Source organism: Cellulosimicrobium sp. So1_17 (genome assembly GCF_055181235.1).
On sequence record NZ_CM143702.1, the window covers coordinates 1,040,018 to 1,057,926 of the forward strand.

At 73.0% G+C, this 17,909-nt stretch carries 19 protein-coding genes; 5 read left to right on the forward strand and 14 right to left on the reverse strand.

What is annotated here, in order from left to right:
- Nucleotides 1-74: 74 nt before the first annotated feature.
- The gene (locus ACZCLJ_RS04685) at nt 75-548 is read right to left on the reverse strand and encodes a Rieske (2Fe-2S) protein (protein WP_251150766.1); all 474 of its coding nucleotides are present in this window, start codon (nt 546-548) and stop codon (nt 75-77) included.
- Nucleotides 549-800: 252 nt separating this feature from the next.
- Between ACZCLJ_RS04685 and ACZCLJ_RS04690 the strand changes: the two genes are divergently transcribed.
- From ACZCLJ_RS04690 to ACZCLJ_RS04700, 3 genes are all read left to right on the forward strand, one after another.
- The gene (locus tag ACZCLJ_RS04690; RefSeq protein ID WP_463105633.1) at nt 801-1,229 is read left to right on the forward strand and encodes a hypothetical protein; all 429 of its coding nucleotides are present in this window, start codon (nt 801-803) and stop codon (nt 1,227-1,229) included.
- A 99-nt stretch (nt 1,230-1,328) separates the two neighbouring features.
- Entirely contained in the window at nt 1,329-2,360 is a 1,032-nt protein-coding gene (gene adhP / locus ACZCLJ_RS04695) for an alcohol dehydrogenase AdhP (protein ID WP_251150764.1), read from the forward strand.
- 448 nt (nt 2,361-2,808) lie between these two features.
- Entirely contained in the window at nt 2,809-5,124 is a 2,316-nt protein-coding gene (locus ACZCLJ_RS04700) for a RecQ family ATP-dependent DNA helicase (RefSeq protein ID WP_463106357.1), read from the forward strand.
- A 116-nt stretch (nt 5,125-5,240) separates the two neighbouring features.
- Here the strand turns inward: ACZCLJ_RS04700 and ACZCLJ_RS04705 are convergent, their stop codons facing one another.
- Entirely contained in the window at nt 5,241-5,711 is a 471-nt protein-coding gene (locus ACZCLJ_RS04705; protein WP_463105634.1) for a GNAT family N-acetyltransferase, read from the reverse strand.
- Nucleotides 5,712-5,721: 10 nt separating this feature from the next.
- Complete coding sequence (hisD, locus tag ACZCLJ_RS04710; protein ID WP_463105635.1) at nt 5,722-7,047, reverse strand: histidinol dehydrogenase; 1,326 nt, start codon at nt 7,045-7,047, stop codon at nt 5,722-5,724.
- A 123-nt stretch (nt 7,048-7,170) separates the two neighbouring features.
- Here hisD and ACZCLJ_RS04715 point away from each other — a divergent pair, with 123 nt between their 5' ends.
- Nucleotides 7,171-7,404, forward strand: coding sequence for an RNA-binding S4 domain-containing protein (locus ACZCLJ_RS04715; protein WP_463105636.1), 234 nt, complete (start codon nt 7,171-7,173; stop codon nt 7,402-7,404).
- Nucleotides 7,405-7,411: 7 nt separating this feature from the next.
- Nucleotides 7,412-8,041, forward strand: coding sequence for an HAD family hydrolase (locus ACZCLJ_RS04720; RefSeq protein WP_463105637.1), 630 nt, complete (start codon nt 7,412-7,414; stop codon nt 8,039-8,041).
- 14 nt (nt 8,042-8,055) lie between these two features.
- On the opposite strand, the gene ACZCLJ_RS04725 is transcribed toward ACZCLJ_RS04720, so the two are convergent.
- From ACZCLJ_RS04725 to ACZCLJ_RS04775, 11 genes are all read right to left on the reverse strand, one after another.
- Nucleotides 8,056-8,460: a pyridoxamine 5'-phosphate oxidase family protein gene (locus ACZCLJ_RS04725; protein WP_251150758.1), complete on the reverse strand. Its 405-nt coding sequence runs from the start codon at nt 8,458-8,460 to the stop codon at nt 8,056-8,058.
- 65 nt (nt 8,461-8,525) lie between these two features.
- Entirely contained in the window at nt 8,526-8,966 is a 441-nt protein-coding gene (locus ACZCLJ_RS04730) for an NUDIX hydrolase (RefSeq protein ID WP_463105638.1), read from the reverse strand.
- Nucleotides 8,967-9,057: 91 nt separating this feature from the next.
- A complete protein-coding gene (dnaE, locus tag ACZCLJ_RS04735) occupies nt 9,058-12,594 on the reverse strand; it encodes a DNA polymerase III subunit alpha (protein WP_463105639.1) in 3,537 nt (1,178 codons plus the stop codon).
- 83 nt (nt 12,595-12,677) lie between these two features.
- The gene (locus tag ACZCLJ_RS04740; RefSeq protein ID WP_463105640.1) at nt 12,678-13,286 is read right to left on the reverse strand and encodes a maleylpyruvate isomerase family mycothiol-dependent enzyme; all 609 of its coding nucleotides are present in this window, start codon (nt 13,284-13,286) and stop codon (nt 12,678-12,680) included.
- Nucleotides 13,287-13,361: 75 nt separating this feature from the next.
- Nucleotides 13,362-13,877 carry a GNAT family N-acetyltransferase gene (locus tag ACZCLJ_RS04745; RefSeq protein ID WP_251150755.1) on the reverse strand — a complete coding sequence of 172 codons (516 nt, stop codon included), beginning with the start codon at nt 13,875-13,877 and terminating at the stop codon, nt 13,362-13,364.
- Nucleotides 13,874-14,806, reverse strand: coding sequence for an RluA family pseudouridine synthase (locus tag ACZCLJ_RS04750; RefSeq protein WP_463105641.1), 933 nt, complete (start codon nt 14,804-14,806; stop codon nt 13,874-13,876). Before ACZCLJ_RS04750 ends, ACZCLJ_RS04745 begins: the two co-directional genes overlap by 4 nt.
- Entirely contained in the window at nt 14,803-15,516 is a 714-nt protein-coding gene (locus ACZCLJ_RS04755; protein ID WP_463105642.1) for a signal peptidase II, read from the reverse strand. Before ACZCLJ_RS04755 ends, ACZCLJ_RS04750 begins: the two co-directional genes overlap by 4 nt.
- An 80-nt stretch (nt 15,517-15,596) precedes the next feature.
- Complete coding sequence (locus tag ACZCLJ_RS04760; RefSeq protein ID WP_251150752.1) at nt 15,597-16,058, reverse strand: TraR/DksA family transcriptional regulator; 462 nt, start codon at nt 16,056-16,058, stop codon at nt 15,597-15,599.
- A gap of 133 nt (nt 16,059-16,191) precedes the next feature.
- Nucleotides 16,192-16,863 carry a DivIVA domain-containing protein gene (locus ACZCLJ_RS04765; protein ID WP_251150751.1) on the reverse strand — a complete coding sequence of 224 codons (672 nt, stop codon included), beginning with the start codon at nt 16,861-16,863 and terminating at the stop codon, nt 16,192-16,194.
- Nucleotides 16,864-17,060: 197 nt separating this feature from the next.
- Complete coding sequence (locus ACZCLJ_RS04770; protein WP_251151220.1) at nt 17,061-17,345, reverse strand: YggT family protein; 285 nt, start codon at nt 17,343-17,345, stop codon at nt 17,061-17,063.
- A gap of 66 nt (nt 17,346-17,411) precedes the next feature.
- The gene (locus ACZCLJ_RS04775; protein WP_251150750.1) at nt 17,412-17,897 is read right to left on the reverse strand and encodes a cell division protein SepF; all 486 of its coding nucleotides are present in this window, start codon (nt 17,895-17,897) and stop codon (nt 17,412-17,414) included.
- Nucleotides 17,898-17,909: the final 12 nt, after the last annotated feature.

The following is a 17,909-nucleotide window of genomic DNA, read 5'->3' on the forward strand; positions in this document are numbered from 1 at the left end:
CGAACCGACCCCCGCCCCACGACGTCGACGTCCGGAACGCGGTCACCGTCCTCGCACCGTGCGCTGCCGAGGCGTCAGGCCGACGTCACCTCGCCGGACGCGACCGTGACGGGCACCTCGGGGAGCGGCTCGGGCGCCGGGCCCCCGAGGACCGCCCCGGTCGCGAGGTCGTACCGGGACGCGTGGCACGGGCAGAGCAGCTCCCCGTCGCCCGGGGCGACGGTGCAGGCCTGGTGCGTGCAGATCGCGCTGAACGCGGCGAACGTCCCTTCCTCGGGCTGCGTCACGAGGAGCTGCGCACCGCCGACCGTGACGCTCAGCGCACCGCCCACCGGGACGTCGTCGGCCCGCGCGAGGACCTCGCCCGGTGCCACGGCCCCGGCACCCTCGCCGGCCGTCCCGGACCGGTCACCCGTGCCCGACGGCGCCCCGCCGCCGCACGCTGCCAGGAGCAGCAGGGCCGCGCTCGAGCCGGAGCCGGCGAGGACCGCTCGCCGGGTGGGCGCGTGCCGGTCGACGATCCCCTCGTCGCGGTGCGGTCCGTCCATGATGGCCTCCGTCGCAGCGGTGTACCGGGAGGGGACGTCGTCGACCCCGCAGGCGTCGTCCGGCAGGCACCGCACGACGAGCGCCGTCCGACGAGCGCCGTCCGACGAGCGCTGCACGCAGGACGGCGCTTCAATTGAAGCACCGGGGGCGCAGGCCCGCCCCGGGCACGGGCCGACCGTCTCCGTCGGACCGTCTCCGTCGGCCCGCACGCCCAACCCGGCACCCTCGCTCGTCCACCGGACGGAGCCACGATGACGTTCACCGGACCTCCGGGTCCCCCGTCGCCCGGGCCGCGCGCCCGCGGCGCGTGGGTGCTCCGAGGCCTGACGGCAGCCGGGCTGCTGCTGTCGGCCGACGTCCACCTCGTCCTGTACGTCGAGGGGTACGCCGACATCGAGGTCGTGGGGCCGCTCTTCCTGCTCAACGCGGTCGCGGGACTCGTCCTGGGCATCCTCGTGCTCGTGTGGCGGCACTGGCTGCCGCTGCTGGGCGCGGTCGGCTTCGGGGCGCTCACCCTCGCGGCGTTCTACCTGTCGACGACGGTCGGGTTCTTCGGCGTCAACGAGACGGTGCGCGGGACGCAGCAGGTGCTCGCCGCGGTGGCGGAGTGGGTCGCGGTAGTCGCCGGGACGCTGGCCCTGGTGGTGGAGAGACGAAGGTCCCGGACCGCGACGGCATGAGTCCTCGGTCGTGCCGGGGGCGGTACGCCGGTCGGTCCGTGCGCGTAGCGTCGAGAACGAGAGACCCTCATCGTCCCCGATCCACCGGAGGAGATCGCGATGACCACCATGCGCGCCGCCGTCGTCCACGACTTCGCCCGCCCGCTCTCGATCGACGAGGTGGAGGTGCCGACCCCCGGACCGCACGAGGCGCTCGTCGAGGTGGACTACACGGGCGTGTGCCACACCGACCTCCACGCCGCGCACGGCGACTGGCCCGTGAAGCCCGCTCCGCCGTTCGTGCCCGGGCACGAGGGGGTCGGGCACGTGGTCGCGGTCGGGGACCAGGTGACGCGCGTGCGGGTCGGCGACCTCGTCGGCAACGCATGGCTGTGGAGCGCGTGCGGCGAGTGCGAGTACTGCGAGACGGGCTGGGAGACGCTGTGTCCGGCCCAGAAGAACGGCGGGTACTCCGTCGACGGGTCCTTCGGGCAGTACATGCTCGTCGACGCCCGCTACTGCCCCGTCGTGCCCGACGGCGTCGACGAGTCCGCCGTCGGCCCGATCCTGTGCGCGGGCGTCACCGTCTACAAGGGCCTGAAGGTCACCGACACCAAGCCGGGCGAGTGGGTCCTGGTCTCGGGCATCGGCGGTCTGGGGCACATCGCGGTCCAGTACGCCGTGGCGATGGGCCGCCGGGTGGCCGCCGTCGACGTCGACGAGGCGAAGCTCGCCCTCGCGCGCAGGCACGGCGCCGAGGTCACGGTCGACGCCGCCACGTCGCCCGACGTCGCGGCGGAGATCCAGCGGCAGACGGGCGGCGGGGTGCACGGCGCGCTCGTCACGGCCGTCAACGCGCACGCCTTCCCGCAGGCGGTCGGTGCGCTGCGCCGCGGAGGGACCGTCTCGCTCGTGGGGCTCCCGCCGGAGAAGTTCCCGCTCGACATCTTCACGACGGTGCTGCTCGGCCTGACGGTCCGCGGGTCGATCGTCGGCACGCGCAAGGACATGGCCGAGGCGATCGACTTCTTCGCCCGCGGCAAGGTGAGCCCGACGTACACCGTGCGCCCGCTCGACGAGATCAACGCGATCTTCGACGAGATGGAGGCCGGCGGCATCGACGGTCGCGTGGTCATGGACATGCGCTCCTGACGGGACCGCCACCGGTCCCGGACGGCCGAGCGTCACCGCGGAGCGTCGCCCACAGGACCGGAGCCGCACCCGTGCTGCACCCGTGCGGCACCCGCGCTCGCAGCCGCCCTGCACACCCGCCTGGGGACGAGGGGCCCGCACATGGGTGGGTGCGCCTACGATCGGGCGGGTGAGCTCCACCGACCCGTACGCGGACCTGCCCTTCGACCCGGCCGACGAGCCGCCGCTCGACGACCCGTACGACGCGCCGTGGTCCGAGCCCGCAGCACAGGCCGCCGTCGGCCCGGGGACGGACGGGGCGCCAGGGCAGGTGGACGCGTCGGCGCCGACGTCCACGCCGGTCTCGGGACCGCCGTCGTCACCGCCCGCGGCAGAGCTTCCGACGGCGCCCCGCTCCCCCGCCGCCGGAGCCGCGGACGGCGAGGCGGCGCGCCGCGCGAAGCTCGCGATGCTCCGCGGTCTGCTGGACGGGGAGTCGCTGCGCGAGGACGCGGAGACGGCCCTGCGAGCGCTCGTGGGACGCGACGACGCACGACTGCGAGACGACCAGTGGCGCGCGATCGAGGCCCTCGTGGCGTTCCGACGCCGCGCGCTCGTCGTGCAGCGCACCGGGTGGGGCAAGTCGGCGGTGTACTTCGTCGCGACGAAGCTCCTGCGCGAACGCGGCGCCGGGCCGACCGTCATCGTCTCGCCGCTGCTCGCGCTCATGCGCGACCAGGTCGCCGCGGCGGCTCGGGCGGGCATCCGCGCGGTGACCATCAACTCGTCGAACGTCACCGAGTGGGACGACGTGCACGCCGCGATCGAGGCGGGCCAGGTCGACGTCCTGCTGTGCTCGCCCGAGCGGCTCAACAACCCGGGCTTCCGCGACGAGGTGCTGCCGCGCCTCGCGGCCGACGCGGGTCTCGTCGTGGTCGACGAGGCGCACTGCATCTCCGACTGGGGCCACGACTTCCGGCCCGACTACCGCCGCATCCGCACCCTCCTCGCCGACCTGCCCAGCGGCATCCCCGTCCTCGCGACGACCGCCACGGCCAACGCGCGCGTCACGGCCGACGTCGCGGAGCAGCTCGGCGTGCACGCGGACGCCGCCGCGGCCCCGAGCGGGCCGGGGACGTCCGACGAGGTCCTCGTGCTGCGCGGCGGTCTCGACCGCGAGTCGCTGCACCTCGCGGTGCTCCCGCTGCCCGACCAGCCGTCGCGGGTCGCATGGCTCACCGAGGCGCTGCAGGACATCGACGGGTCCGGGATCGTCTACTGCCTCACCGTGTCCGCCGCCGAGCAGGTCGCCAGCCAGCTCCGGTCGGCGGGACTCGCCGTCGCCGCGTACACCGGGCAGACGGACCCGGCGGAGCGCGAGCGGCTCGAGGAGGACCTCAAGGAGAACCGGGTCAAGGCGCTCGTCGCGACGTCGGCGCTCGGCATGGGCTTCGACAAGCCCGACCTCGCGTTCGTCGTGCACCTCGGTGCCCCGAGCTCGCCGATCGCGTACTACCAGCAGGTCGGTCGAGCCGGCCGTGGAGTGGACTCGGCGGTCGTCGTCCTGCTGCCCGGCGAGGAGGACCGTCGCATCTGGGAGTGGTTCGCGTCGACGGCCTTCCCGCCGCAGGCCCAGGTCCGGACGACCCTCGCGGCGCTCGACGGCGGCGGCACGCAGTCCGTCGCGCAGCTCGAGACCCAGGTGGACCTCAAGCGGTCGCGCCTGGAGGGCATGCTCAAGGTGCTCGACGTCGACGGCGCGGTACGCCGCGTCAAGGGCGGCTGGGAGTCGACCGGGGCGCCCTGGGAGTACGACGCCGAGCGGTACGCGCGCGTCGAGGAGACGCGCACGGCGGAGCAGCGCGCGATGCTCGACTACGAGGCCACGACGGGGTGCCGCATGGCCTTCCTGCGTGCGGCGCTCGACGACCCCGAGCTCGAGGCGGGCTGGGAGTGCGGTCGGTGCGACCGGTGCGGCGGCGTCACGCTGCCCGCCCTGCCGGACGCGGATACGGTCGCGGCGGCCCGCGCCGACATGGACCGCCCCGGCGTCGAGGTCGTCGCGCGCCAGCAGTGGCCGAGCGGGATGGATCGCCTCGGGCTCGACGTCCGAGGCCGCATCCCCGCCCAGGAGCAGGCCGAGCCCGGGCGCGCGGTGGCGCGCCTCGACGGCCTCGGCTGGTCCGCACCGCTCCGCGAGCTGTTCGCTCCGGGGGCGCCCGACGGCGAGACCCCCGTCCCGCTGCGCCGCGCGGCCGCCCGCGTGCTCGACGAGTGGGACGCGCTGCGAGCGCCGTCGCAGGACGGCCCCGCCTCCCCGTCCGAGGACGGCGGAGGCACGAGCGGCGACGGGTCTGCCGGTGCCGCGGGGAGCGCCGGACCCGGCGACGGAGCGAGCGACGCGGCAGCCGGCGCGGCGTCGGCCCGTCCCCTCCTCGTCGACGGCGTCGTCGCGGTCCGGTCGGTGACGCGACCCGTGCTGACCCATCACCTGGCGACCGGCCTCGCCGCGTACCTCGGGCGTCCGCTCATCGGGGCGATCGGGCCGGTGCCGGGTCGTGAGGAGCCCGGCCGCCACGACGTGAACTCCGCGACGCGCCTGTCCGGCGTCGCGGGCCGGCTCCAGCTGGAGCTGTCCCCCGCCGCGCTCGCCGGCCTCGCCGGGAGGCGCGTCCTCCTCGTCGACGACTGGACCGAGTCCGGCTGGACCCTCACCGTCGCGGCGCGCCTGCTCCGTCAGGCCGGGGCCGCGGCGGTCTACCCGTTCGTTCTCGGCGTGCGCTGAGGAGGATCGGGCGCAGCGTCACCAGCACGACGGTCGGCCCGGGTCAGCCCGAGCACGACGGTCGGCCGGGTCAGCCCGAGCACGACGACCGACGGGTCGGCCCGCCGACGGGAACCTCACCACCGCAGGCGCAGCTCGGTGTACGTCGCGTCGACGAAGCCGAGCGAGCGGTACAGCTCCTCGCCGTCGGGCGTCGCGTGCAGCGAGACCGAGTCAACGCCCGCCTCGCGCGCCCAGGCGATCGCGGCCTCGACGCACGCGCGCCCGTGGCCGCGTCCTCGCGCCGGCGGCAGCGTGCACACGTTGGAGAGGTGGGCCGTGAGCCCGCGAGGGTTGCGGGCCGACGGTGCACCGCGGCCGAGGGTCACGAGCGCGCCGGCGACCACGACGCCGTCCTCGTCCACGACGAACGCCGCCGCGTCGTCGTCGGCGAGGGCGTCGCGGAACCACGTCAGCGCGCGGTCCTGCCAGGCCGGCCCGTCGGCGTCGGCCTCTCCCATGGCCCGCATGAGCTCGACGCGCAGCCCGACGAGCGCCGGGGCGTCCGCTGGACGCGCCCGGCGCACCTGGTGTCCGTCCGTGGGCACGCGCCGTCGATCAGAGGAAGCGCGCGCGCACGGCCTCGCCGTGCGCGGGCAGGTCCTCGTCGTTCGCGACGGCGACGATGCGGTCGGCCACGACCTCCAGCGCGTCCCGGCCGTACTCGATCACCTGGACCGCCTTGACGTAGCTGTGCACGCCCAGGCCGCTCGAGAAGTGCGCGCACCCGCCCGTCGGCAGGACGTGGTTCGACCCCGCCATGTAGTCGCCGAGCGACACCGGTGACCACGGTCCGACGAAGATCGCGCCCGCGCTGCGCACTCGCTCGGCCAGGCCGGCGGCGTCGTCCGTCTGGATCTCGAGGTGCTCGGCGCCGTAGGCGTCCACGACCTGCAGGCCCTGCTCGAGGTCGTCGACGAGGACGACCGCCGACTGCGGGCCCGCGAGCGCCTGCGCGACCCTCTGCGCGTGCTTGGTCGACGGCACGAGGTCCTTGAGCCGGGACTCGACCGCCGCTGCGAGCTCGACCGACGGCGTGACGAGCACGGCCGCGGCCGACGGGTCGTGCTCGGCCTGGCTGATGAGGTCCACCGCGACGTGCCCCGGGTCGGCGGACCCGTCCGCAAGGATCGCGATCTCGGTGGGACCTGCCTCGGAGTCGATGCCGACGACTCCGCGCACGAGGCGCTTCGCCGCGGCGACGAACACGTTGCCCGGGCCGGTGACGACGTCGACGGGTTCGCACAGCACGTCGCCGTCCTGCGGTTCGCTGCCCGCGGCGCCGTAGGCGAACATCGCGACCGCCTGCGCACCACCGACGCCGTACACCTCGTCGACGCCGAGCAGCGCGCACGCGGCCAGGATCGTCGGGTGCGGCAGCCCGCCGTTGTCCTTCTGCGGCGGGGACGCGACGGCCAGGCTCGGCACGCCGGCCTCCTGCGCCGCGACGACGTTCATGACGACCGACGACGGGTAGACGGCGAGCCCACCCGGCGCGTACAGACCGACCCGCTGCACCGGCACCCAGCGCTGGCGCACCTGGGCCCCGGGGGCGAGCTGCACCGTGAAGTCCTGGGGCCGCTGCGCGGCGTGGACCTGCCGCACGCGGCGGATCGCCTCCTCGAGGCCGTCCCGGACGGTCGGGTCGAGGTCGGCGAGCGCCGTCGAGAGCGCCGTCGCCGGTACCCGCAGGTGCTCAGGACGCACACCGTCGAACCGCTCCGCGTACTCGCGCAGCGCCTCGGCGCCCCGGGTGCGGACCGCCTCGATGATCGGGGCCACACGATGTGCGGCGTCCTCGACACCGAGCTCTGCGCGGGGCAGGGTGGCGACGAGCTCCCGCGCGGACAGGGTGCGGCCTCGGAGATCGATGCGGGTGATCATGCCCCGAGTCTAGGAGCGACCGGCACACGGGGACGAGCGGTTTCGCCTGCCGGTCGCCGCGGACGAGACCGGGCGGGACGGACGGGGCGGGTCGGGCCGGGGCGGGATGGGACGATGTGTCGCATGGACGCACACGACGCCACCCCGGTCGAGATCTCCGACGACGTCATCCGGCTCGGGCAGTTCCTCAAGCTCGCCGGTCTCGCGGACTCCGGGGCCGGCGCGCGTGAGCTCATCGCGGACGGCGAGGTGCGCGTCAACGACGAGGTCGAGACCCGCAGGGGCCGCCAGCTCCACCGTGGCGACACCGTCGCCGTCGACCACCCGCAGGGCGCGCAGCGCGCGACCGTCGCCTGAGCCGCGCGTGACGGTCCGCCACGTGCTGCTCGACGCCGACGGCGTCCTGCAGGACGTGCCCGGCGGCTGGTACGCCGCGATGGAGCCCTACCTGGGCGCGCGCTCGCGCGAGTTCCTGCACGCGACGTGGAGCGACGAGCTGCCGTTCCTCGCCGGCACCGGCGGGGACTATCTGCCCTTCCTCGCCGACGCGCTGGCCGCGTACGGCGTGTCCGCACCCGCCGACGTCGTGTACGGCGCCGTGTGGCTGCGCATCGACGTCGTCGCCGAGTCGGTCCGGCTCGTCGAGCAGCTCCGCAGCGCGGGCTACGGCGTCCACCTCGGGACGAACCAGGAGCGCGAGCGCGGCGTCCACATGCGGACCACGCTCGGCTACGACGCGCTGTTCGACGTGAGCTGCTACTCCTACGACCTGGGCGTGGCCAAGCCCTCCACGGACTTCTTCGTCGAGGCCGCGCGCCGGATCGGCGCGGAGCCGTCGAGCATCCTGTTCGTGGACGACACGGCGAGGAACGTCGAGGCGGCGCGGGTCGCCGGGATGCCCGCGGTGCACTGGAGCGTCGGGCGCGGGCACCACGAGCTCCTCGCGGCCCTGGCGTACCACGGCGTGCACGTGCCCCCGGCGCGAGGCCGGTAGGTCCGGCCTGTAGGTCAGGCCATGTAGGTCGAGGCCATCACCTTGTCGGGGGTGAGGCGCAGGACGACGCGCTCGGGGTTGGGGCTGAGCTGTCGGTAGCGGCGCGCGTACCGGGCGACGGCGTCGGCCACCTCGTCCGCGTCCTCGACGACCTCGATCGTGCCCTCGAGGGTCATCCATCGTCCGCCGTCGACCTGGCAGACGGCGGCACGGGCGGGCGCACCGTCCGGCCCGGTCCGCCGCGCGTTCCGGGCCTTGACCGAGGCGCGGTTGGTGGTGATCCGGACGACACCGGCTTCCGGGTCCCAGGTGAAGGCGACGGGGACGACGTGGGGCGAACCGTCCGCACGCAGTGTGGTGAGCGTCGCGAGATGGCGCTCGGTGACGAAGACGCGCTGCTCGGGATTGAGTCGGATCACGCGACCGAGCCTAGTGGGACCGCGCCGCACTGCCGCCGGGACGGCCGTCGGGGACCTCTGGCGGCTCAGCCCTCAAACCCGGAGATCATGATCGGCGGGACGTCTCCGTGGCGCAGCGCTCGCATCACCTGCAGCTCGTGCGGCACGACCGGCTCGGGCAGGGCGTCGAGCGGGAACCACCGCAGGTCGGAGGCCCTGTCGAGCTCCCTGAGCGCCGGCGCACCGCTCCAGCGGGTGACCTCGAAGAAGAAGTCGACGCGTTGCTCGAGCGCGGGACCCGCCGGGACCCCGCGGTGCAGGGTGCAGACGGGGCGAAGGGCCGACCGCTCCACCGTGACGCCGAGCTCCTCGTGCGCCTCGCGCACCGCCGCCTCGACGACGGACTCACCGGGCTCGACCTGGCCCGCCGCGGCCGCCGCCCAGTGCCCGTCCCGGTAACCGGTCCCCTCCCGGAGCTGCAGCAGCAGCTCCCCGGCCCGGCGGAACAGCACGTACGCCGCGGGCACCACACGGAACCGGTGGTCGGCCGTCCCGTCGTCCCACGACCTCGTACGCAGGTCGTGACACGTGTCCGGGTCACGCGGCTCCGGCACGGGGTCAGCCCACGAGGCACGACGGGCCGAGCAGGGCCTTGAGGTCGCCGAACAGCGCGGGCGACCTCTCGACGCGCAGGGCGTCCCCCGCGCGCACGACCGTCGTCTTGCCCGGCTCGAGCACCTGCACGTGGACCTCCGCGGAGCCCGGGTGCGTCGCGAGCACCTCGCGCAGCCGGGTGATGACCGGCTCGACGCACCGCGTGTGCGGCACACGGACCGCGACCGGCGACTCCGCTCCCACGGACACGTCCGGGAGGGAGACCTCCATCGCCTGGAGCTGCATCGTGTCGTCGCGGCGCCGCACACGGCCACGGAGCACGACCACCTGGTCCTCGGCGAGGATCGTCGAGTACGCGAGGTACGTCTCGCCGAAGAACATCACCTCGACCGCGCCCTCGAGGTCCTCGATGGTCACGGCCGCCCACGGGTTGCCGTTCTTGCTCATCTTGCGCTGGAGCGACGTGATGAGACCCGCGACGGTGACCGTCGACCCGTCCGGGCGCCCCTCGTCCGCGATGAGCGCCGCGATCCCCGTGTCCGCCGCGCGCGTGAGCACGTGCTCGAGCCCGGAGAGCGGGTGGTCGGACACGTAGAGACCGAGCATCTCGCGCTCGAACGCGAGGCGCTGCTTCTTGTCCCAGTCCGGCAGGTCGGGCACGTCGACGCTGAACGACATCGTCGGGTCGTCCTGCGCCCCGAGGTCGGCGAACAGGTCGAACTGCCCCTCGGCCTCCTTGCGCTTGACGCTGATGACCGAGTCCACGGCCTGCTCGTGCACGACGAGCAGGGCGCGACGCGCGTGACCGAGGGAGTCGAAGGCTCCGGCCTTGATGAGCGACTCGATCGTGCGCTTGTTGCACACGACGGCCGGGACCTTGTCGAGGAAGTCGGTGAACGACGTGAAGTCGCCCTTCGCCTCGCGCGTCGCGACGATCGCGTCGACGACGTTGCGGCCCACGTTCCGCACCGCGGTGAGGCCGAAGCGGATGTCGTGCCCGACGGCCGTGAAGTTCGCCGCCGAGGAGTTGACGTCCGGCGGCAGGACCGTGATGTGCATGCGGCGGCACTCGTTGAGGTACAGCGCCGACTTGTCCTTGTCGTCGCGCACGCTCGTGAGCAGCGCGGCCATGTACTCGGTGGGGTAGTTCGCCTTGAGGTACGCCGTCCAGTAGGAGACGAGCCCGTAGCCGGCGGAGTGCGCCTTGTTGAACGCGTACCCGGCGAACGGGACGAGCGTGTCCCACACGGCCTGGATGGCCTTGTCGGAGTACCCGCGCTCCTTCATGCCCCCGTGGAAGGGCACGAACTCCTTGTCGAGGATCTCCTTCTTCTTCTTGCCCATCGCGCGACGCAGCAGGTCGGCCTGGCCGAGCGAGTACCCGGCCAGCACCTGCGCCGCCTTCTGCACCTGCTCCTGGTACACGATGAGGCCGTACGTCTCGTCGAGGACCTCCGCGAGCGGCTCGGCGAGCTCGGGATGGATGGGCTCGATCTTCTGCAGGCCGTTCTTGCGCAGCGCGTAGTTCGTGTGCGAGTTCATGCCCATCGGGCCAGGGCGGTACAGCGCGATGACGGCGGAGATGTCCTCGAAGTTGTCGGGGCGCATCTGGCGCAGCAGCGCGCGCATCGGCCCGCCGTCGAGCTGGAACACGCCCAGCGTGTCCCCGCGACCGAGCAGCTCGTACGCGGCGCGGTCGTCGAGCTCGAGCGTCTCGATCTCGATCGGGTCCTTGCCGTTCATGACGATGTTCTCGAGCGCGTCGTCGAGGATCGTCAGGTTCCGCAGCCCGAGGAAGTCCATCTTGATGAGGCCGAGGCCCTCGGACGTCGGGTAGTCGAACTGCGTGATGACGGCGCCGTCCTGGAGACGGCGCATGATCGGGATGATGTCGATGAGCGGGTCGCTCGACATGATGACACCGGCGGCGTGCACGCCCCACTGACGCTTCAGCCCCTCGATGCCCCGCGCGAGCTCGACGACGCGCTGCGCCTCCGGGTCGGTGTCGTGGAGCTGGCGGAACTCGCCCGCCTCCGCGTACCGCTCGTGCTTCGGGTCGAAGATGCCCGCGAGCGGGATGTCCTTGCCCATGACCGCCGGCGGCATCGCCTTGGTGAGCTTCTCCCCCATGGCGAAGGGGAAGCCGAGGAGGCGCGACGAGTCCTTGAGCGCCTGCTTCGCCTTGATCGTGCCGTACGTGACGATCTGCGCGACGCGGTCGTCGCCGTACTTCTCCGTGACGTACCGGATGACCTCGCCGCGCCGGCGCTCGTCGAAGTCGACGTCGACGTCGGGCATCGACACGCGCTCGGGGTTGAGGAACCGCTCGAAGATCAGACCGTGCTTGAGCGGGTCGAGCTCGGTGATGCCCATGAGGTAGGACGCCATCGACCCCGCTGCCGACCCACGCCCCGGCCCGACGCGGATGCCCTGCTCCTTGGCCCAGTTGATGAAGTCGGCCACCACGAGGAAGTACCCCGGGAAACCCATCTGGACGATGACCTCGGTCTCGTACTCCGCCTGCTTGCGCGACGCGTCCGGGATGCCGTCCGGGTAGCGGCGGTGCAGACCGCGCTCGATCTCCTTGACGAACCAGCTCGTCTCGTCCTCGCCCTCCGGGACGGGGAACCGCGGCATGTAGTTGGCCTTCGTGTCGAACGACACCTCGCACTGCTCCGCGATGAGCAGCGTCGTGTCGCACGCCTCCGGCAGCTCGGCGAAGACGCGCCGCATCTCGGCAGCCGACTTCACGTAGTACCCCGTGCCGTCGAACTTGAACCGGTCCGGGTCGTCCAGCGTCGAGCCCGAGTTGATCGCGAGCAGGGCCTCCTGGCTCGACGCGTCCTCCTCGCGCACGTAGTGCAGGTCGTTCGTGCCGACGATGCGTGCGCCGATCGTCTCCGCGAGCCGCAGCAGGTCCTTCGTGACCCGGGTCTCGATCTCGAGCCCGTGGTCCATGAGCTCGACGTAGAAGTTCTCGCGGCCGAAGACGTCCTGCAGCTCGCCGGCGGTGCGGACGGCCTCGTCCCACTGCCCGAGCCGCAGTCGCGTCTGGATCTCCCCCGACGGGCACCCGCTGGTCGCGATCAGGCCCTTGCCGTACCGCTGGAGGAGGTCGCGGTCCATGCGCGGCCACTTGCCCATCTGCCCGTCGAGCGAGGCGAGCGACGACGCGCGGAAGAGGTTGTGCAGACCCTCGTTGTTCTTCGCGAGCAGCGTCATGTGCGTGTACGCGCCGCGCGCCGAGACGTCGTCGGACTCCTGGCCCTTCTCGCCGAACCGCACGCGCGTCTGGTCGAACCGGCTCGTGCCCGGCGTGATGTACGCCTCGACGCCGATGATCGGCTTGATGCCCTTCGCCTGCGCCCGAGACCAGAACTCGAACGCACCGAACACGTAGCCGTGGTCCGTCGTCGCGATGGCCTTCTGCCCGAGCCGCTCGACCTCGTCGAACAGGTCCCCGATCCGCGCCGCGCCGTCGAGCATCGAGTACTCGGTGTGGACGTGGAGGTGGACGAAGTCCTCGGTAGCGGTCGGCATGCGTCGATCCTAGGCGGGGCCTCCGACGCTCCGGCGCACCTCCGGCGGACCGTGCGGCGTCTCACACCGGACCGTGCGGCGTCTCACACGTGGTGGAGCCCGGGCCCGTCGAGATCCCGGCCGGCCGGCCGCCCGCAGGCGACCAGCAGCAGGTCGAGCACGGGCCCTCGCACCTCCGGGCCGTCGCCCAGGGCGACGTCGGCGTCCGTCGCCACGAGCCGGACTCGGGACACCAGCTCCTCGGCACCGCCGAGGGAGGCCCGTGTGCGCGCCTGGTGGCGCAACGCCGGCACCACGGCCCCCAGGGGGTAGGAACGCGTGAGGCCCAACGGTCGACGGACGTCCTCGCCGTGCACGACCTCCTCCACGAGTCGGCTCTCGAGCGGGGCGGGAGGCGTCGACGTCCTGGGCGCGACCGCCCTGAGCCGTTGCAGCGTGACGTGCGGGGAGGTCCCGCGACAGCGCTCCACCCCGCGGGCGTTCTGCCGGTCGAAGTCCAGGCGTGCCCTGGCGAGCCCGAGCACGAAGCCGATCCGGGTCGTGCTCGCGGTGTCGACGAGATGGGCGACGACGTCGTGCACGCTCCAGCCCGCACAGAGCGACGGCTCGTCCCACTGCCTGTCGTCGAGACCTTCGAGGTCGCGGATCAACGCCGCGCGTTCGCCGTGCACGAGGGGCCAGACGTCGCTCAAGGCGCCCTCCCCTCGCCGCGACGGACGTCGTCAGCACCGGTTCCCGCCGGTGCGCCCGGTCGGCGGCGACGTCCGTCAGGACGCAAGGGTCTTCACGGCGTCCCGGTGGTCGATGCCCGCGTCGAGGTAGACGGGACCCGAGACGGTGTAGCCGAGGCGCTCGTAGAAGCCGATCGCCTGGACCTGCGCGGAGAGCTCGACGCGTACCGTCGGGCGACCGTCCGGCCCTGCGACGGCGTGCTCGGCGAGGGCGATCTCCTCCAGGGCACGCATCACCGCGGCGCCCGCGCCGGTCCCGCGAGCCGACGCCGCGACGGCGACGCGACCGATGTGCGTCTCTCCCGGGTGCGCCGGATCGGTGAGCAGTCGCCCCGTGCCGACGACGGCACCGCCCTGCTGCGTGTCCCGCGCGAGCACGTGCGTCGTCGTGGGAGCCGTGTCGAGGTCGTCGATCTCCTCCTCGGCGGGCACCTGCTGCTCGTCGACGAACACGGCGAGCCGCAGGGCGTGCGCGGCGGCCAGCCCGGCGTCGTCGTGCACGCGCTCCACGACGAGCCGCGCGGCGCGCGGGTCGGGTACGGAGGCGCTCACGCGTACGCCCCGCGCAGGACGTCGAGCGCGTGCGCGAGGTCGTCCGGGTACTGCGACGCGAGCTCGAGCCACTGCCCGGTGCCCGGGTGCTCGAAGCCGAGCCGCATCGCGTGCAGCCACTGCCGGCTGAGGTCCACGCGTGACGCGAGGACCGGGTCGGCGCCGTAGGTCAGGTCGCCGACGCACGGGTGGCGCAGCGCGGAGAAGTGCACGCGGATCTGGTGCGTGCGACCCGTCTCGAGGTGCACCTCCACGAGCGACGCCGCCGGGAGCATCTCGAGCACCTCGTAGTGGGTGACCGAGGGCTTGCCCTCGGCGGTCACCGCGAACTTCCAGTCGCTGCTCGGATGGCGACCGATGGGCGCGTCGATCGTCCCGGTCGTCGGCTCGGGGTGACCCTGCACGAGCGCGTGGTAGACCTTCTCGACCGTGCGCTCCTTGAAGGCGCGCTTGAGCGCGGTGTACGCGGTCTCGCTCTTCGCGACGACCATGAGCCCGGACGTGCCCGCGTCCAGGCGGTGCACGATGCCCTGGCGCTCGGCAGCACCGGACGTCGAGATCCGGTAGCCCGCGGCAGCGAGCGCGCCGACGACGGTCGGGCCGGTCCAGCCCGGCGACGGGTGCGCGGCGACGCCGACCGGCTTGTCCACGACGACGAGGTCCTCGTCGTCGTGCACGATGCCCATGCCGGGCACGGGCTCGGCGACGACCTCGACCGCGGCGGGCGCGGCGTCGGGCACGTCGACCTCGAGCCAGGCGCCCGCGACGAGCCGCTCGGACTTGGCGACCTCGCGACCGTCGAGACGCACCGCGCCCTCGGCGGCGAGCTCGGCGGCACGCGTGCGCGACAGCCCGAGGAGCCGCGCGAGACCCGCGTCGACCCGCTCGCCGGCGAGGCCGTCGGGGACGGGGAGCGAGCGCAGGCTCACCGCGCCTCCCCCTCCGTGGCGTCGTCGCCCCGCGGACCGTCCTCGGCCGAGGACGTCCCGACGGCGTCCGTCGAGTCCTTGCCGTCACGACCCTGGCGCGTGCCGTCGAGGCCGATGCCGAGCAGGGACAGCACCACGATCATCACGGCGGCCGCGACGATCGCGATGTCCGCGACGTTGCCGACGAAGAAGCCTGCGTAGTCGATGAAGTCGACGACGTGCCCGCGCGCGAAACCGGGATCGCGGAAGATCCGGTCGACCAGGTTCCCGACCGCGCCCCCGAGCAGCAGGCCGAGCGCGATCGCCCAGCCGCGCGAGCCGATCCTGCCGACCATGCGCACGATGACCACGACCACCGCGACGACGACGATCGTGAGGAGCCACGTCATGCCGGTCGCGATCGACAGCGCCGCACCGGGGTTGTAGAGCAGGCGCAGGCCGAGCAGCGATCCGACGAGCTGGACCGGGTCGTCACCGAGCTCCAGGGTCGACTCCGCCCACCACTTGGTGAGCTGGTCGAGCAGGAGTACCAGGACGGCGAGACCGACGGTCCAGGCGACGAGGCGTCCGCGCGACCGACCCGCCGGGACGGCAGTGTCGGGCTCGGCCGGATCCTGCGTGGCGGGCGCGAGGCCGTCGGGCCGATGGGTCGAGGGACCCGACGGCGGTTCGACGGGGTCGAGGGACTCGGGGCGCGAGGAGGTGGACATCGGCGGCAAGTCTGCCACGAGCACGTCGCTCGACGGGCCTCGCGACCTCCGGCGAGCGGACCCCGCTCGTGCCGTGCGCGTCAGCGGCGCTCTTCGCGCTGCTTCGCCTCGACCGACAGGTTGGCGCGCGGGAAGGCCTGGAGCCGCGCCTTGCCGATGGGCAGGCCCGACGCCTCGCACGTCGCGTAGGTGCCCGCAGCGATGCGGTCGAGGGCGTGCGTGGTCTGGGCGAGCAGGTCGCGCACGTTGTTGACGAGGGTGAGCTCCTGCTCGCGCTCGAGCGCGCTCGACCCCGAGTCCGCCTGGTCGTCGCCCGCGCCGTCGCCCGAGTCCCGCAGGAGGTTCGACAGGGCCTCGTCGGCCTGGGCCAGCTCGCTCTCCAGACGCTCCTTCTCCGCCAGGAGCTCCGAGGCCAGCTCCTCGACCTCACGCAGGGTCCACGGCTCCTCGCCCTCGCGCACGGGGAAGGTCTTGACGTCCTTCGCGAGGTTCGGGAACTGTTCGCGCACGGCCGACCTGGCCGCGGTGGTGAGCTTGGTCATCTGCCCCTCCTGGATCGAGTCACGCGAGAGTAGACGCAGCGGCCGGCACGCACAACACACCACGCCGTCCCCCGGGAGGGAGGGATCGCGGTGCGCGTGCGTACCGGCCGCTGCCGGACGGTCGACGCTGGGGCTAGATGCCGGACGCGAGGTCGCTCGCGCGACCGGACCCACCGACGTTGCTGCGCGGCGGGAGGGCGCTGCCCCGGTTGTCCAGGTCCCCGAGGAGGTTCTGGAGGTAGCTCTTGAGGCGCGTGCGGTAGTCGCGCTCGAAGAGGCGGAGCTCGTCGATCTTGCGCTCGAGCAGCGAGCGCTCCTGCTCGAGCTGGGAGAGCGTGCGGTGCGAGGTCTCCTCGGCCTCGCGCACGATGCGCGTGCCCTCCTCCTTCGCCTCGGCGATGAGCCGGTCGCCCTCTTCCTGCCCCGAGCGCACGTAGTCGTCGTGCAGCTTCTGGGCCAGCTGGAGCATCCCGGTCGCCGACTCGGGCTCTGCCGCGTTCTTCGTGACGACGGCCTGCGAGATGGGGGCAGCGGGAGCGGGCTCGGGCTCCGGCGCCGGCTTCGGCGCCTCGACGGGCGCGGGGGCCGCTGCTGCGGAGGACGCGTCGGCCCGGCTCAGCTCGGCGACGCGACGCTCCGCGGCGGCGAGCTTGGACTTGAGGTCCTCGTTCTCCTCCTGCACGGAGTTGAGCGTCCTCACCACCTCGTCCAAGAAGTCGTCGACCTCTTCGACGTCGTACCCCTCGCGGAACTTCGTGGCCGCGAACTTCTTGTTCAGGATGTCCTCTGCAGTGAGCAGTGCCATCGGTTCACCTCATCAGCGTTAGCGTCTCGGTCCGGGCGACCTCGCGATCGCCAGGATCCAACGTAGCGGAGTTTGCCGTCCGGAGCCCGGACCACGGCCGCGCTCGCGCGCCGAGCGAACGGCACGAGCAGGGGCGAACCGGACGTACGGTCGCGCCCCCGGGGGCGGTGCAGGGGCTAGAGCGCGTGACGTGCGTCTCAGATGCCCTGGACCACCTGCAGGGCGATCGTCACGGCGAGGAACAGCACCACGAAGCCCAGGTCGAGCCGGATCTGCCCCAGCGTGAGCGGCGGGATCAGGCGCCGCAGGAGACGCAGCGGAGGGTCCGTCGCGGTGTAGATCACCTCGGCGAGCACGAGCACGGCTCCCTTGGGTCGCCACTCCCGTGCGAACACCTGCACCCAGTCGAAGATGAGGCGCCCGATGAGGAGGATGAGATAGAGCCACAGGACGAACCCGAGGATGCCGGTCACGAGGTCCACGATCACGGGGACAACTGTGCCAGACGTCGCGCCGGTTCCGGTCCGCGCGACCCGCGCCGCGCCGGGTCAGCTCTGGTTGTAGAAGCCCGCACGCGTGTCCGGCGGCGGGGCGGCCTGCTCCTCGCCGGTGATCTCCACGTGCTCCGGCGAGAGCAGGAAGACCTTGTTCGTGACGCGCTCGATCGCCCCGTGCAGCCCGAAGATCAGCCCGGCGGAGAAGTCGACGAGGCGCTTGGCGTCGGCGTCGTCCATGTCGGACAGGTTCATGATGACCGGCGTCCCGCCGCGGAACGCCTCGCCGATCACGCGCGCGTCGTTGTACGAACGCGGGTGCACGGTGGTGATCCGGCGCAGCTCGGCGGCCGACATGCTGGTCTGCGGCACCTCCCGCGGACCGAGCGAACGGTGCAACGGCGTCACCTGGGCCTGGTAGTCCTGTGGCACGTCCGCCCCCGTCTCGTCGTACTCGTCGACGTACTCGTCCCGCTCGTCCTCGCCGCGATCATCCGCGAGGCCCAGATACAGCATGGTCTTGCGCAGCGCTCCCGCCATGGGCCTTGCTCC

Excerpts from the sequence above, each read along its gene's own strand:
- ACZCLJ_RS04685 (WP_251150766.1), bottom strand. The coding sequence starts at position 548 with ATGGACGGACCGCACCGCGACGAGGGGATCGTCGACCGGCACGCGCCC.
- ACZCLJ_RS04690 (WP_463105633.1), top strand. The coding sequence starts at position 801 with ATGACGTTCACCGGACCTCCGGGTCCCCCGTCGCCCGGGCCGCGCGCC.
- adhP (WP_251150764.1), top strand. The coding sequence starts at position 1,329 with ATGACCACCATGCGCGCCGCCGTCGTCCACGACTTCGCCCGCCCGCTC.
- ACZCLJ_RS04700 (WP_463106357.1), top strand. The coding sequence starts at position 2,809 with ATGCTCCGCGGTCTGCTGGACGGGGAGTCGCTGCGCGAGGACGCGGAG.
- hisD (WP_463105635.1), bottom strand. The coding sequence starts at position 7,047 with ATGATCACCCGCATCGATCTCCGAGGCCGCACCCTGTCCGCGCGGGAG.
- ACZCLJ_RS04715 (WP_463105636.1), top strand. The coding sequence starts at position 7,171 with ATGGACGCACACGACGCCACCCCGGTCGAGATCTCCGACGACGTCATC.
- dnaE (WP_463105639.1), bottom strand. The coding sequence starts at position 12,594 with ATGCCGACCGCTACCGAGGACTTCGTCCACCTCCACGTCCACACCGAG.
- ACZCLJ_RS04755 (WP_463105642.1), bottom strand. The coding sequence starts at position 15,516 with ATGTCCACCTCCTCGCGCCCCGAGTCCCTCGACCCCGTCGAACCGCCG.
- ACZCLJ_RS04760 (WP_251150752.1), bottom strand. The coding sequence starts at position 16,058 with ATGACCAAGCTCACCACCGCGGCCAGGTCGGCCGTGCGCGAACAGTTC.
- ACZCLJ_RS04765 (WP_251150751.1), bottom strand. The coding sequence starts at position 16,863 with ATGGCACTGCTCACTGCAGAGGACATCCTGAACAAGAAGTTCGCGGCC.
- ACZCLJ_RS04775 (WP_251150750.1), bottom strand. The coding sequence starts at position 17,897 with ATGGCGGGAGCGCTGCGCAAGACCATGCTGTATCTGGGCCTCGCGGAT.